We start from the raw sequence: 14,479 nt of genomic DNA, 5'->3' as shown, positions 1-14,479 counted from the left end.
TTCGCCTTTGCCCTCGGATTCCGGTCTTTGTCGGAATTTATACAACTAGGAATCCGGGGGCAACAGCGACTGTAAGATCAAATGATTCGCGAAGCGGCCTCACTGTGCCAACTTCCTCAGCGCACGCTTTTTACCAAACTTTCCTCAGCATACTTCTTCAAAGCTCGATCCAGGCGTTCAACCGCTTCAGGAAGCAGAGAAGGATCGGTATGCGTAAAGTTGATCCGCATATGGTTGCTGCCGCTCAGATCCGCATAAAATACTTGCCCAGGCACAAATGCAACGCCCTCCTGAATGGCCAGCTCCAATAATTGATTGGAACGGAAGCCTTCGGGTAAAGTGACCCACATAAACATGCCGCCAAGTGCCTCGTTCCACGAAATGCCTTCCCATTGGCGTTCCTTCATCAGCGATGTGAGACGCAGCATGCGGGCATGATACTCGGTAGATACGGTGCGAATATGACCGTCCAAATCAAAGAAGTCCAAAAGCTCGCTTAAAGCACGTTGATCAATGCTGCTAGAGTGCAAATCGGCAGATTGCTTGGCGTTCGCGACTTTACGGACAATGGTTTGATTGGCAACCAGCCAGCCCGAACGCACACCTGGAGCAACGGTTTTGGAGAACGTGGAGGTGTACATGACATGACCGTCCCCGCCTTGCTGCTGATCAATGGAGAAGAGGGAGGGGAAGTTAAGGTTTTCGTCAAATTTGAGACGGCCGTAAGGATCATCCTCAAAAATCAGAACCCCGTATTTACGGCACAGTTCAACGACGCCTGTTCTCCGCTCCATGCTCCATACACCCCCCGCAGGGTTGGAGAAGGTGGGGATGACATACACGAATTTAGGCTGATGTTCTTTAAGCTTGGCTTCAAGATCATCCAATTGCATACCGCTGGTGTCTGTATTTACACTTACAATGTTGGCGTCATAGGACTTGAATACCTGCAAAGCTGCCAAATAAGTAGGAGACTCCACCAATACGGTGTTCTGCGGATCGAGCAGCACGCGTGAAACCAGATCAATGGTTTGCTGTGAGCCTGTCGTCATGATGATGTTATCTCGGGTGACGGAGATGCCTTGGGATGCCATCATTGCTGTAAGACGCTCCCGTAGAGGAATATATCCCTCGGTTAGGCCGTATTGAAGCACGGTCGTACCGCCGAGGCGGAATACCTGCTCATAGGCTTTGGCAACGGCTTCAACAGGGAAAAAGGCATCGGCCGGCAGGCCACCTGCCAGGGATAACACGCCAGTTCCCTGTGTCAGCTTTAAAATTTCCCTTACAGTGGACGAGTCCTGAGTACGAGCTATAGTCGAAAATTTGTATTCCAATCCAATCATCTCCTGTGTTCTATACTGTACTATGAAATTTGTTGTATTATAACGATAATGAAGTATAACAGTAAACGTCTGAATATAACAGTTGATTTTTTATTTACAGATTGCCAAAACATTGGTGGACCGCATCCAGTCGGGGCTGCTTCCCCAGGGGACAAAGCTTCCCTCTGTCCGCCATTTGTCCACTTTGCTTCCGGTGAGCCCTGTAACTGTAAGCAAAGCATATGCAGAGCTGGAATCGAATAATCTGGTTACATGTACGCAGGGAAAAGGGTGTAGGGAGCCTTCTGAAGCAGTGACACGCGAGGGAGCGCTGGATTTGTCATGGCAAATGTCTCTGATCGATTATTTGACGCGTGCCCAATTATGGAGAAATTTCAACCATAGCCGACAGGTCCCTTATTCTTTTCATATCGCGGCTATTCAGCCTGGACTTCTTCCTACACGCGAAATTATAGCAGATACCCGGCGTTTAACCTCTGAAAATCCTGACGCAATGGCTGTGTATGGTGCGTTCAAGGGCGATTTGGAACTGAGGGAAGTGTTTGCTGCACACCTGAATGAACGTGGTATCCGGTCTGGAGCAGAACAACTGCTTGTGACCAGAGGCGCCCAACAAGGGATTGACCTGGTGGCGCGTACGTTTGTTGGCGCTGGCGATGTTGTTTATATGGAGGCACCTACCTACACTGGAGCCATTGATGTGTTTACAAGTCGTGGTGCCAAAGTCATTATGATCCCGATGGATGAGCAGGGCATGAAGCTCGATATCCTGACACGCCTTTGTGACACCCATCCTCCAAAGCTTATTTATACCATTCCTACCTTCCATAATCCTACCGGGGTAACTTTACCGACGGTCAGACGTACGAAATTGCTGGATTTAGCTCAAAGCTACCATTGTCTGATTGTTGAGGATGATCCATTTTCCGAGCTGTACTATAAAACAAAGCCGCCGATTTCCATTAAGGACCATGATCAGTCCGGACATGTGGTATATATCAAAAGCTTTAGCAAAACCGTCGCTCCTGGCTGCCGTATAGCTTGTGTAGCAGCTACTGGCAGTGTGCTGGACCGCCTGGTAGCGGCCAAGTCAACTACGGATTTGGGGAGTCCGCTGTTAACGCAAAGGGCACTGCTGCCCTTCATCAGCCACAGGCTTGATCACCATCTTGACCGGTTGCGTGATCAGATGCGGGACCGCCTGGCCTTGGCCTTGCATACACTCCGTCGCAATGCTCCTCCAGAGGTCTCCTGGTATACTCCCGAGGGTGGTCTCAATATATGGATTAAGCTTCCATCTATTGTTGATATTGCGGAATTGGAGCGCTTGGCCGACCGCGAAGGTATTTCTTTTTTACCGGGTGCGGTGTGCTATGCAGGTGGTATGGACAGTAATCATATCAGCTTGATCATTCGGTCGTCGTGGAGCGGAAACCTATTTTATAAGGGATATTTGTATTGGGGGTTAAAAATCCAAGCACAGGGCATTCCTTCTTAATATGCTGTACTAATTCATCGAAAGGAGTTGCAATTATGAGTCATTGCTCTTACGACCCGATCGTGTGCCCACCGAAAAGAATTATAAATCATCAATTTTACCCCCAAGTTGTGCCTGTGGTTCATCCAATTGAAATTGTGAATCAGACACACATTATACCTGTACCACACCACGTATTTCCTGTGACTGTAAGGGACCCTGGAGACCCATGCTGCCATACTATGAGCCATGGCAAGCGCCCTGTCCGTAAAAGTGCCAAGCGTTAAGAATTCCTAAAAAAGCAGCCATGAAGCATGCATGGCTGCTTTTTATCCAAAAAGAACGGCTATAAGCTTAGCTTCTTCAAAATGGATTTTAATTTATCGCTCAGATGCTGAGGGTACAATTGTAAAGGTACGTATGGGCGTCGTGCAGCTTTTAACGTTTTATATACATCAATTTGACCATATCCGAAATATTTGTCATGTCCTGGCGCACCCAAATCGATCACGTTGCTTCTCATCAAATCCATGACCTCTTTATTGGTTAGATCGGGGTTGACAGACCGAACCAGGGCAGCGAGCGCGGAGACATGCGGGCTGGCCATCGAAGTACCTGAAAGGGCAGCATACCGATTCCCTGGATACGTACTGGCTATGCTTGCGCCCGGAGCCATAACGTCCACATAATCCCCATAGTTGGAAAATGAGGCACGGTGCATGGAAGAATCTGTAGCCGAGACGGCAAACACTTCAGGATAGGCTGCTGGATAACCGGGGCGTTCCGTATTATCATTGCCTGTGGCTGCAACCAATACGACGTCTTTGTCATAGGCATATTTGATCGCATCATGCAAAAATTCAGCTTGTGCGTAATTGCCCAGGCTCAAATTGATGACCTTGGCTCCGTGATCGGCCGCCCATATAATGCCTTCTGCAACAGAATAGGTCGTACCGGAGCCGGATTGGTCTAGTACTTTGACCGGCATGACCTTGTTGTACCACGTCATGCCAGCGACCCCCTCACCATTATTCACGAGTGCAGAAATGATTCCGGCGACATGCGTTCCGTGGCCTACATCATCATAGGGCTTTTCAGATGGTTTGACGACGTTATGTCCCGAAAGAATTTGCCCTTTTAGATCGGGATGATCCAGATCCACTCCTGTGTCCACGACGGCAACAACTACATTCTTGCTGCCTTTGCCTAATCCCCAACCCCGGTTGGTCTCGGTGGCTGGCAGATTCCATTGATACCGAGAAAAGAGCAAATCATTCGGAATGTTTCCATCTGGTTTTAATAGCTTCGTTTCATTGGTTAAATACATATAGTGAGGTTCTGTATAAAGCGGATTCCATTTACTTGAAAAGTATTGTTTTAGCTCCTTGAAGCTCATGTTATCTGAATGAAACACATAAGTATAGCCGAGCTTGCGGCCAGGCTCACTGTGCAAATCCCTTGCAATTTCACGCAGCTGGCGTTGATCGGGATTATGGCGAAAGCGAACGACGATTTCATTTTCAAAATAGTGGCTCGCGTTTTCGTTATCGTGACCTGTCTTGACGGTAATATCGTGCAGGGTGTCCGGATGCACAGATTCGACTTTATAGCTGCCTTCCTTTGGATAGGGGACCAAACGCAGGTTCTTGCGCTGATGTTTTTCCACGTCACGCAATACGTGCTGGCTGACCAGAGCAGTAACGCCGTATGTTCCGTCAGTTGATGGTTCTGCCATGACAAAATATTTATCGCCATCCACCTGCAGAGCAGCGGATTCGTAGGATTTATTTTGCATGACGGAACGACGAGCCATAGCTAGGCTGCTTTTGATTTGAGGATGATTCAGCAGACTGGTTTGTGCTTTGCTACCTGTATAAGTAGTACTTTTCCCGTTAGCTCCATGAATCCACTGTAACGTATGAATGTGGCTGTGCGATTGCTGCAGCTTTTGGGTAAACCTCTTTTTCTGGTCAGCGGTTTTGCCATGAAGTTCCCGCATGACGTTTTGAATATCCTGTCTGGCATCCGCGCGGGTGAGTGAATCTGTAGCAGATACGTCCAAAGCCAGCATTCCCTTTTTAAGCTGCTGCTCCTCCTGTGGCGCCATTTTGGCTGTATATGCGGGCTGCTGTGTTTGGCGATGATCACGGGAAGGCAGCATCAAGGTGATGAGAAGCACCGCCGCACCCGCACCGAGCAGGGGTTTTAACCATTTTTGCCGAGACATGGAACCGTCCTCCTTGAGTGTTTATAAATTTATGGTTAGCGTGAGGAGGTTGGCATGTTTTTATACCTTTCAGTGCTTATTTGTGGTAGGATAAATACTGAAAATTGCAGCTCTTTCAGTTAGAAGGGACTATTTTCGGGTAACCAAATGAATGAACAAGCAACAAAATAAGGGGGAGCTGCCTTGATGTCAGCAGTAAACGTACAAAAATTATGTGAGTCGGCGCAGGCAAGACTGAAAACTGCCGTGAAACGTGTGGAAACATTCCTCAATGAGCATGCCTTGCCTCAGCTGGCTATGGATGGAAATGAGGAGTCCATTCTTTTTTACAAAGGCTTTTTGTCGGATCTCCGCCATATCCTTGTTTTTTCCGAAGTATCTTATGAAAAGCTGGGTGTGGCTTTACGTCGTGCCAACTTTGACGTCGATTTTGCGGAAAAGGTATTGTATAACGTTTACCATGACTGCGTGAACAGCTTTTTTTATCCCAAAAATGAATCGTACGCAGAAGATGGACGCTATGCATATACGGGACAAGATGCGATCCGCTTCCGTAAAAAGCCGGTGTCTGCCGCACGCGAAGTGATCATGGACATTACGAAAAATTTTGAAGAGCTGCGTGATGATCTGACTTATTATGAAAGTGATTATTTGACCCAGCGCCGCATGCAGACTCGCCGTACTCATGCCTAGGCGTGATTATACGGATCGTTTTTAAACCAAAACTAAAACAAGACAAGCAAGCCGTTTTCTACTTCTTCCTGCCAGCTTGGGGGAGGCCAAGAAAACGGTTTTTTCGTATGTCACCAAATGCCATTTGACATATGCGCATAGGGGCAGGGAAGTAGGGGGAAAATGAATCCGAGGTGATGATCATGAGCCAAGAGGCCAAGCCAATAGTAAAATGCAGCGTATCCAATTGCCATTATTGGGGAGCAAACAATTTTTGCAAAGCGGATTTAATCATGATTGAAGTGGATGGGCATGCCGAAAAGAAGTTTAAGGAAGAATATGCGGGAGAAAGCTTTAGCTCAGAAGAACGTGATCAAGCTGCTTCGTCTGCGGGCACCTGTTGTCACACCTTTAAGCCGAAGTCTTTGTAAAAATTCATAACGCAAATCATACGTTTTTGGAGGTGCAGTGTATTATGGATGAGCATGAAACCGACAAGCATCAAAGTGAAGAACATGTCCGCCGTGAACGAGTAGATTACCCGCGTCATATTCATGAACGCTCTGCCAAGCGTCGTCATCACCGTGAAGAATTTGCGGCAGAGGTAGCTCCCGTCTCGCCTACTGTAACCCGCAATGAAGACAAGGGGGAACAGCGGGTGGTCAATAACAGCGGCCGAATTGCCGGCTATGTTGGGCTAGCTGCAGGAATTGCCGCTCTGTTCATGTGGTCGATTGTGCTGGGACCAATCGCTGCAGTTTTAGGTTTTTTTGCTTATATGAATGGCAGCAAAACGACAGGCATTTGGTCAATCGGACTTGGTGCGCTAGCCACATTGAGTTATTTTGCTTTTATCCCGTTTGTTCGTTAACCCTGTAACGGTGCTGCAAATTGCGTCTAACTATTGCGGTAATGATAAAGCTCCCCTGTCTTTTCGACAAGTAGGGAGCTTTTTTTCGTTAAAAAGTATGGCAGTACATAGAAAAAAGTTGTATCATTAGCAGTAAAGACAAGCTATTTGGGATATAACAACTACAGAAAGTTGGGAATACCACATGCAAATTGATCCGCGCGTGTCCAAATCCTTGCTAGACATGCAGCTGTTAAACAATATGAACGCAACGACACAAACCAGCACGACAGACGCTTTTTCCGGATTGCTGGCGCAAGCAGGCCAGTTGGAGACAGATGATGCTGCGACTCGCGTTTATTCAAACGATGTTACCCGAGATGAAAATGGGTTGCTTTGGCTTCAATTGGGACCTTCGAAGGGAACAGCTTCCCCCTTGGCAGTGTATCCTGCTTCTTCCGGTACAGCAACCGACGGAGCTACAAAGCCTACAGCGTATGATGATTTGATCAACGAGGCCAGCCAAAAGTACGGTGTACCGGCAGCTTTGATTAAAGCAGTTATCGAAACAGAATCTTCATTTAATCCGATGGTCACTTCTTCGGCTGGAGCCAAGGGGCTTATGCAGCTTATGGATGCTACCGCCCAAGGTTTGGGAGTCAGCGACCCGTATGATCCTGCACAAAATATTGATGCAGGCGTTCGGTATTTGTCTTACCAGATCAAACGGTTTAACGGACAGGAAAATATGGCGCTGGCGGCATATAATGCAGGCCCAGGACGGGTGCAGCGTCTTGGTGTAAGCAGTGATGAGCAATTGATGGCTGTACTCGACAAGCTTCCGCTGGAAACACAAAAGTATATTGCCAAAATTCAGAATGCACGTGAAAAATATACGATGTAAGCCCTCCAGCTTATAAAATGGTGTGGAATTTTAAGTAGATCAGGTCTGTAGACAGGATCAATATGGGGAAAGGGGTCGCCGAATTGGAGCGGCCTTTCCTTGTTTTGGTCTTTTTTTGTTGCAGCGGTTATAGAACAGGAAGGGAAGTTTTATGAAATATTTTGATTACGCCGCAACAACTCCGCCTTTTGAAGAGGTGATTACGACCATTGCCGAGGTCATGAGGCTCCATTATGGTAATCCATCTTCCATGCATCGTTATGGAGAGGATGCGGATAAGCTGCTTAAGCGTTCGCGGGAGGTATGCGCTGCGGCTTTGGGAGTACAGCCTGCGGAGATTGTATTTACCTCCGGGGCAACAGAAAGCAATAATCTGGCTATTAAGGGAGCGGCTCTTCAATATCAGGCCAGAGGCAAACATATCGTTACAGTATCAACAGAACACCCGTCTGTATATGAGACATGCAAGCAGTTGGCAGAACAGGGTTTTGAAGTTACGTTGTTGCCCGTGGATGCGCAAGGGCATGTAAGTGCCGAACAGGTATGTTCTGCCGTACGTAAAGATACGATTTTAGTCAGTATCATGCATGTCAATAATGAGACAGGAAGAGTACAGCCGTTGTATGAGATCGGGACGGCACTAAAGAAACAGTTCCCGCGTGTATTATTTCATGTCGACGGTGTACAGGGTTATGGAAAGCTGCCGGTTGATATCCGGGGCTGGCAGGCTGATTTGTACAGTCTCTCTGCGCATAAGCTGCGAGGACCTAAAGGTGCCGGGCTACTGTTCGTTCGTGAAGGCGTGAAGCTTTTTCCGCTGCTGAGTGGAGGTTCTCAGGAGCATGGTTTTCGTGCAGGTACGGAAAATGTGCCGCTGCTTGTTGGCATGTCCAAGGCGATACGGCTGGCGGGCGAACGGCAGGCAGAGACAGCACGGCGTATGATCGAGTGGAGAGATCGGGTGATGGCAGAAGTGAAAACGATCCCGCAACTGCGGCTCAACAGCGGGGAGGAGGCGCCGCATATTGTTCACTTTTCGTATCCGGGCATGAAGGCTGAGGTGCTGCTGCATACGCTGGAGCAATTGGGTGTGGCGGTATCAACCAAATCGGCTTGTTCTTCGAAATTGGCGGAGCCCAGCCGCGTACTGCTGGCAATGGGATGTACTGAGGCGGAGGCATCCGGCGGCATTCGGATCAGCTTTGGAGACCAACATTCAGAGCAGGATATCGGTGATCTTATCGCTGCGCTGCGGCAGGCAGTAGCAAAGTTGGAATCCCTTGAAAGGTGGAAACGTTAAATGCATTATGATATGCTATTGCTTCGCTTTGGTGAATTTACATTAAAAGGGAAAAATCGCACCCGTTTTGAAAAGGCGGTATTGAACCATGTGAAGCTGCTGCTCAAGCCGTTTCCTGGAGCTTCCTTGAAAAAGGAATTCGGGCGAATTTATGTCGTTCTCGGAGAAGAGCCCTATGAGCAGATCATTGAAGTGTTGAAAAAAGTGTTTGGGATCACCACGATCAGTCCTGTTAAGATGGCTCCGGTCCAGCTTGATGCAATCATTAAGACCGCTGTGGCCTTGATGCGTGAGCTGAATGCGGCCGAGGGAACAACGTTCAAGGTGAATGCCCGGCGAGTGTGGAAGGAATTTGCCCATTCTTCTCAAGAGCTGAATCATCTCATTGGCTCCCCCATTTTGCGGGAATTTCCGGCGTTAAAGGTCGATGTTCATCAACCGGATATTGAGCTGCGTGTGGAGGTCAGAGAACAGGCAGCATATATATTTAACGATATTATTACGGCTGTAGGCGGCTTTCCGCTAGGTACGAACGGTAAGGCTATGCTGCTGCTGTCCGGTGGTATTGACAGTCCTGTGGCAGGTTGGTCTTCCATGCGCAGAGGGCTGGAAATTGAATGTGTTCACTTTTACAGCTACCCGTTTACGAGTGAGCGCGCAAAAGAAAAGGTTATTGATTTGGCCAGGGTATTGGCCGGCTACGCAGGACGAATTAAAATCCATCTTGTACCATTCACGGAGGTGCAGACGGCCTTTACACGTACGGGGCAGGATAATTTGATTATAACGCTAATGAGGCGGTCTATGCTGCGGATTGCAACGATGCTGGCTGACCGGGAAGGAGCACTGGCGCTTGTAACGGGTGACAGTCTCGGTCAAGTGGCCAGTCAAACATTATCCAGCATGAACGTAATTGGCCGTTCAACGGAGCTTCCTTTGCTGAGGCCTCTCGTCATGATGGACAAGCAGGAGATCACGGAAATTGCGAAGCAAATTGGCACCTATGATCTATCCATTCTCCCATATGAAGATTGCTGCACCTTGTTTGTTCCCAAATCCCCGACAACCAACCCCAATTTGTGGGTTGTGCAAAAGATTGAAGCCTCGATTCGCGATTTGAATACTTTGATTGAGCAGGCTGTGGCTGCAACCGAAACGGTTGTTCTGGAGGCAGGCGGGGCTATGGAGGGCGGCAAGGAGGAAGTGGTGCAGGAAGACTGGTTCTAAGGCATGAAAAAGGCAGACCCCTCAGCAATCTGGTGGTCTGCCTTTTTGTATTGTAGAAGCGAAGGAATTATATCAGGTTAGACCGCTTTTTCATGTTTTTCATGATTGGATACCGCTCTGCGGTTTTGAATATAACCTGTAAGCAAAATACCACCCATAACCAGGGCAATAAACAGAATACGCAGCGCAGGATGCTCGGTAAAGTATGGCGCAAGCCTGCGTTCTTCCGTAATCATGTTCGACGCCGTATATGCAAGCACAGCTGATCCCAAATAGATAATCCAGGGGAATTTATGAATAAGCTTGATAAATAAAGTGCTTCCCCATACCACGATCGGCACGCTGATCAGCAGACCGAGCACCACGAGCACCAAATGCTGCTGGGCAGCACCAGCAACCGCAATCACGTTGTCCAGACCCATGGCAGCATCGGCTATAATAATGGTGCGAATAGCACCCCATAAAGTTGTTCCGGCTTTGACTTCGGTGTGGTCATCCTGATCCACCAGCAGCTTGTATGCGATCCAGATAAGCATTACACCGCCGATCAGTAATAACCATGGAATTTGAAGGAGCCAAAGTACTACAATGGTAGCTGCTATGCGAATGAGCAGGGCACCTCCGGTACCGTACATAATCGCTTTTTTTTGCGTTTCAGGCGGCAGCTTTCTGGCGGCAAGCCCAATGACAATCGCATTATCTCCTGCGAGCATAAGGTCAATAAATATCACATTAAGCAGCAGCCAGAAAAACTGTAATCCGGATATATCGATTGTCCTCATCTCCCTGATTGGTATCCCAAGTTCATTGTTCTGATTATGTTAATATCCGTTTTTCGGAAATACGATTTATTATATTGCTGTTCATTATTGATTTCAAGGTATTTGCTCAACAAATTTGATATGATTTTTTAATAAATGATGACTTATGCTTATCCTAATGTACAAGTATAGCCTCGTTCTGTTTGGCATACAAATAAGATGGGGGTGTTTGTACACATGGAGCATATCATTTTGCTATTCAAAATATTAATGATTAATTTGGTGTTAAGCGGTGATAATGCGGTTGTTATAGCCATGGCGAGCAAAAATTTGCCTGCAAAACAGCGAAGCCAAGCGATATGGTGGGGGGCGATTGGAGCAGTCGGCCTGCGCTGTGTATTAACTTTTGCAGCTGTCTTTTTGCTGGGTGTACCCTTTATTCAAGCGGCAGGCGGTCTGCTCTTGTTATGGATCGCGTTTAAACTGCTCTATGATAATGAGGATCATGTCGGAATAAGAGCCGAAACCAGTATATGGAAAGCAATACGGGTGATCCTGGCAGCGGATTTTGTAATGAGTCTGGACAATGTGTTAGCGATTGCAGCTCTCGCCAATGGCGATATCGCCATTATTATCATCGGCATTGCGATCAGCATTCCAATTGTCGTCTGGGGCAGCAACATTATAGCAGTCTGGCTTCACCGTTTCCCTATACTTGTACTGCTCGGATCTGCAATTTTGGCCTATACGGCGGGTGAGATGCTGCTGCGTGATTCCAGGTTAGGCACATGGTTATCGGGAACCAATGGGTTAATACATGTTTGGTTACCGGAATTGTTGGCCGCAGTGGTTATCATTGCAGGAATATATCGCCAGTTGCGAGCCCGTCACATTTGAACGTAGTTTTTTCGGAAAACATCGGCTAAACTAGACATAGGGCTTTGCAGATGCCGGAGAACATGCTCGGTTTTTGTAAAGACGCTATATTCGTATATAAAGGAGACCAAGATGAATTCCGGAAAAGAGCGTATGATCGGAGTGGGCATTGTTGCCGCAGGACTGATTATTTTGTTGGGAAAGCTGGGGGCATTCTCCTTTTTAGGACGAAACTTTTGGCCCTTGCTGATTTTAATACCGGGAATTGTATTGTATGCGATGTACATGATGCGCAAAGTATCCCCCCTTATACTTTTGCCGGCCGGGATTTTGTCGGTTTATGGCCTTTTATTCTCCTTATGTAACACTTGGGGCTGGCATTTAATGGCCTACCTATGGCCATTGTTGTTTCTTGGTATAGCCATTGGTTTATGGGGTTATGCCATTAATGATATATCAATGTCCCGTAATGTATACACCGGAAGCCTTATTTTAGGCTTGATTTCGGTGCTTTTATTGATCATCAGCCTGTTAAGGACAGGCCTTATTTATATGATTGCTATTTTACTGATTGGAGCTGGAATTTGGATGGTTGTAAAAGACCGTGGCAAGCGCAATTGGTAGGATCAAGCTGCCCGGATCTCATGGCGGTAAATATCGGAACAGAGAAGAATGTCTTGCTTTATGACATATTTCAACTATAATATAATGGATATGATTAAAAGCGTCGGAATGATTTCTGACGCTTATTTTAAGGTTTTCATGAGAATCGGATAGAGAAGCTATCTGTATAAGCCCTAAAAAACAATAGAAGGCTGGCAGGGAGTGGGCCTGAAGAACGATTGTTAGCCTTGAATCAGCATTGCTTCAGGATAGAGACACTATTTTGATATACGGAAAGGATATGGATACAAACCATGCATGCAAGAGAGAACATTCGCAATATTGCGATTATCGCCCACGTTGACCACGGTAAAACGACGCTTGTCGACAAGCTTCTTCAACAGTCCGGAACATTTAGAGAGCACGAGGCTGTTCAGGAGCGCGCCATGGACTCCAACGATCTGGAACGTGAACGCGGTATTACGATTTTGGCTAAAAATACAGCAATTACTTACAAGGATTACCTGATCAATATTGTAGATACACCGGGACACGCCGACTTTGGGGGTGAAGTGGAACGGATCATGAAAATGGTTGACGGCGTTCTGCTCGTCGTTGATGCATATGAAGGCTGTATGCCGCAAACGAAATTCGTGCTGCGCAAGGCGCTGGAGCAAAATCTGACACCGATCGTTGTCGTGAACAAAATTGACCGTCCGGCAGCTCGCCCGGCGGAAGTGATTGACGAAGTGCTGGACCTGTTCATCGAACTTGGGGCGAATGATGAGCAATTGGAATTCCCGGTTGTATACGCTTCGGCGCTGAACGGGACCTCCAGTCTGGACCCAGAGAAGCAAGACGATAACATGCAGGCATTGTACGAAACGGTCGTAGAGAAAATTCCGGCTCCAACTGAAAAAGTAGATGAGCCTCTTCAATTCCTGGTAACATTGATGGACTATAATGAATACCTGGGCCGGATCGCAGTAGGCCGTGTAAACCGCGGTATTATCAAGCAAGGACAATCGGTTACGGTTATTCAGCGTGATGGCAGCAGTAAAACAGCACGTATTGAGAAGCTGTTCGGCTTCCAGGGTCTGAAGCGGATAGAAACCGACCAAGCGGGCGCCGGTGACATTGTGGCAATTGCCGGAATCAAGGATATTAACATCGGGGAAACCATTGCAGATCCGAATCATCCTGAAGCTTTGCCTGTGCTGAAAATAGATGAGCCAACACTGCAAATGACCTTCTTGGTTAACAATAGCCCGTTTGCAGGCCGTGATGGTAAATGGGTAACATCCCGTAAATTGCGCGAGCGACTTTTGAAAGAGCTTGAAACAGATGTCAGCTTGCGTGTAGATGAAACAGACAGCCCGGACGCGTTTATTGTATCCGGACGTGGTGAGTTGCATCTGGGTATCCTGATTGAGAACATGCGTCGTGAAGGCTACGAGTTGCAAGTGTCCAAACCGGAAGTTATCGTTAAGGAAGTTGACGGTAAAAAAATGGAGCCCATTGAGCGTCTCCTCATTGATATTCCAGAGGAAAGCATGGGCGCAGTAATGGAAAGTCTGGGCTCCCGCAAAGCGGAAATGGTTAACATGATTAACAACGGCACCGGACAGGTTCGTTTGGAATTCCTGATTCCTGCTCGTGGTTTGATCGGCTATACAACAAACTTCCTGACTTTGACTCGTGGTTACGGTGTAATGAACCATGCGTTTGACCAATACGGCCCATTTGTTGGGGGTCAAGTTGGCGGACGCCATCAAGGTGTTCTCATATCTACGGAAAATGGCACTTCCACATTCTATGGAATGCTGGGCGTAGAGGATCGCGGTATTCTCTTCCTGGAGCCAGGTACTGAAATCTATGAAGGCATGATCGTTGGCGAGCACACGCGTGATAACGATATTGTTGTTAACATTTGTAAGGAAAAACAATTGACCAACGTTCGTTCTGCAACAAAAGATGATACAGTTAAATTGAAAACACCTCGTATCTTCTCTCTGGAGCAGGCGCTGGAATATCTGAATGACGATGAGTATTGTGAAATTACACCTAACGCCATTCGTTTGCGCAAAAAGATTTTGAACAAAGGTGAGCGCGAGCGCGCTGAGAAACATCGTAGAACAGCACAAGCAAATATGTAATGAATTGGATTGGTTTTTGGCCACAGCGGCGACGCCCGAACGGGATGCGCCGCTGTGTGTGTTTTAGGATTGAAACTCGA

13 protein-coding genes are annotated in these 14,479 nt (G+C 47.4%); 10 read left to right on the top strand and 3 right to left on the bottom strand.

Annotation, left to right across the window (positions count from 1 at the left end):
• Nucleotides 1–116: 116 nt before the first annotated feature.
• On the bottom strand, nt 117–1,337 hold the full coding sequence (locus tag JO375_RS11445; RefSeq protein WP_229524589.1) for an aminotransferase-like domain-containing protein: 1,221 nt from the start codon (nt 1,335–1,337) through the stop codon (nt 117–119).
• Nucleotides 1,338–1,428: 91 nt separating this feature from the next.
• Between JO375_RS11445 and JO375_RS11440 the strand changes: the two genes are divergently transcribed.
• Nucleotides 1,429–2,844, top strand: a complete 1,416-nt coding sequence (locus JO375_RS11440; protein WP_229524588.1) for an aminotransferase-like domain-containing protein — start codon at nt 1,429–1,431, stop codon at nt 2,842–2,844.
• Nucleotides 2,845–3,169: 325 nt separating this feature from the next.
• On the opposite strand, the gene JO375_RS11435 is transcribed toward JO375_RS11440, so the two are convergent.
• Nucleotides 3,170–5,050, bottom strand: a complete 1,881-nt coding sequence (locus JO375_RS11435; RefSeq protein WP_229524587.1) for a S8 family peptidase — start codon at nt 5,048–5,050, stop codon at nt 3,170–3,172.
• Nucleotides 5,051–5,236: 186 nt separating this feature from the next.
• Between JO375_RS11435 and JO375_RS11430 the strand changes: the two genes are divergently transcribed.
• The 6 genes from JO375_RS11430 (at nt 5,237) to thiI (ending at nt 10,003) form a co-directional block, all read left to right on the top strand.
• On the top strand, nt 5,237–5,743 hold the full coding sequence (locus tag JO375_RS11430) for a YpuI family protein (protein WP_229524586.1): 507 nt from the start codon (nt 5,237–5,239) through the stop codon (nt 5,741–5,743).
• A 182-nt stretch (nt 5,744–5,925) separates the two neighbouring features.
• The gene (locus JO375_RS11425) at nt 5,926–6,153 is read left to right on the top strand and encodes a DUF1540 domain-containing protein (protein ID WP_229524585.1); all 228 of its coding nucleotides are present in this window, start codon (nt 5,926–5,928) and stop codon (nt 6,151–6,153) included.
• 44 nt (nt 6,154–6,197) lie between these two features.
• The gene (locus tag JO375_RS11420; protein ID WP_229524584.1) at nt 6,198–6,593 is read left to right on the top strand and encodes a hypothetical protein; all 396 of its coding nucleotides are present in this window, start codon (nt 6,198–6,200) and stop codon (nt 6,591–6,593) included.
• Nucleotides 6,594–6,777: 184 nt separating this feature from the next.
• Complete coding sequence (locus JO375_RS11415; RefSeq protein WP_229524583.1) at nt 6,778–7,476, top strand: lytic transglycosylase domain-containing protein; 699 nt, start codon at nt 6,778–6,780, stop codon at nt 7,474–7,476.
• A 151-nt stretch (nt 7,477–7,627) separates the two neighbouring features.
• Nucleotides 7,628–8,776 (top strand): cysteine desulfurase family protein, encoded by a 1,149-nt coding sequence (locus tag JO375_RS11410; protein ID WP_229524582.1) that lies wholly within the window; start codon nt 7,628–7,630, stop codon nt 8,774–8,776.
• The gene (gene thiI / locus JO375_RS11405) at nt 8,777–10,003 is read left to right on the top strand and encodes a tRNA uracil 4-sulfurtransferase ThiI (protein WP_229524581.1); all 1,227 of its coding nucleotides are present in this window, start codon (nt 8,777–8,779) and stop codon (nt 10,001–10,003) included.
• A gap of 77 nt (nt 10,004–10,080) precedes the next feature.
• Here the strand turns inward: thiI and JO375_RS11400 are convergent, their stop codons facing one another.
• Entirely contained in the window at nt 10,081–10,785 is a 705-nt protein-coding gene (locus JO375_RS11400; RefSeq protein WP_229524580.1) for a TerC family protein, read from the bottom strand.
• Nucleotides 10,786–11,001: 216 nt separating this feature from the next.
• On the opposite strand from JO375_RS11400, the gene JO375_RS11395 reads away from it, so the two are divergent.
• The 3 genes from JO375_RS11395 to typA all read left to right on the top strand — a co-directional run bounded on the left by JO375_RS11395 (nt 11,002) and on the right by typA (nt 14,399).
• Entirely contained in the window at nt 11,002–11,661 is a 660-nt protein-coding gene (locus tag JO375_RS11395) for a TerC family protein (RefSeq protein WP_229524579.1), read from the top strand.
• 111 nt (nt 11,662–11,772) lie between these two features.
• A complete protein-coding gene (locus JO375_RS11390; protein WP_229524578.1) occupies nt 11,773–12,264 on the top strand; it encodes a hypothetical protein in 492 nt (163 codons plus the stop codon).
• A 293-nt stretch (nt 12,265–12,557) separates the two neighbouring features.
• A complete protein-coding gene (typA, locus tag JO375_RS11385) occupies nt 12,558–14,399 on the top strand; it encodes a translational GTPase TypA (RefSeq protein WP_229524577.1) in 1,842 nt (613 codons plus the stop codon).
• Nucleotides 14,400–14,479 lie beyond the last annotated feature (80 nt).

Source organism: Paenibacillus farraposensis, from assembly GCF_020736845.1.
In the GTDB taxonomy this organism is placed as follows: domain Bacteria; phylum Bacillota; class Bacilli; order Paenibacillales; family Paenibacillaceae; genus Paenibacillus; species Paenibacillus farraposensis.
Note: the sequence above shows the minus strand (reverse complement) of the source record. Positions and strands in the feature narration are given on the sequence as shown.

What these genes read in the sequence shown, in the direction of transcription:
- JO375_RS11435 (WP_229524587.1), bottom strand. Translation starts at nt 5,050, where the DNA reads ATGTCTCGGCAAAAATGGTTAAAACCCCTGCTCGGTGCGGGTGCGGCG.
- JO375_RS11430 (WP_229524586.1), top strand. Translation starts at nt 5,237, where the DNA reads ATGTCAGCAGTAAACGTACAAAAATTATGTGAGTCGGCGCAGGCAAGA.
- JO375_RS11425 (WP_229524585.1), top strand. Translation starts at nt 5,926, where the DNA reads ATGAGCCAAGAGGCCAAGCCAATAGTAAAATGCAGCGTATCCAATTGC.
- JO375_RS11420 (WP_229524584.1), top strand. Translation starts at nt 6,198, where the DNA reads ATGGATGAGCATGAAACCGACAAGCATCAAAGTGAAGAACATGTCCGC.
- JO375_RS11415 (WP_229524583.1), top strand. Translation starts at nt 6,778, where the DNA reads ATGCAAATTGATCCGCGCGTGTCCAAATCCTTGCTAGACATGCAGCTG.
- JO375_RS11410 (WP_229524582.1), top strand. Translation starts at nt 7,628, where the DNA reads ATGAAATATTTTGATTACGCCGCAACAACTCCGCCTTTTGAAGAGGTG.
- thiI (WP_229524581.1), top strand. Translation starts at nt 8,777, where the DNA reads ATGCATTATGATATGCTATTGCTTCGCTTTGGTGAATTTACATTAAAA.
- JO375_RS11400 (WP_229524580.1), bottom strand. Translation starts at nt 10,785, where the DNA reads ATGAGGACAATCGATATATCCGGATTACAGTTTTTCTGGCTGCTGCTT.
- JO375_RS11395 (WP_229524579.1), top strand. Translation starts at nt 11,002, where the DNA reads ATGGAGCATATCATTTTGCTATTCAAAATATTAATGATTAATTTGGTG.
- JO375_RS11390 (WP_229524578.1), top strand. Translation starts at nt 11,773, where the DNA reads ATGAATTCCGGAAAAGAGCGTATGATCGGAGTGGGCATTGTTGCCGCA.
- typA (WP_229524577.1), top strand. Translation starts at nt 12,558, where the DNA reads ATGCATGCAAGAGAGAACATTCGCAATATTGCGATTATCGCCCACGTT.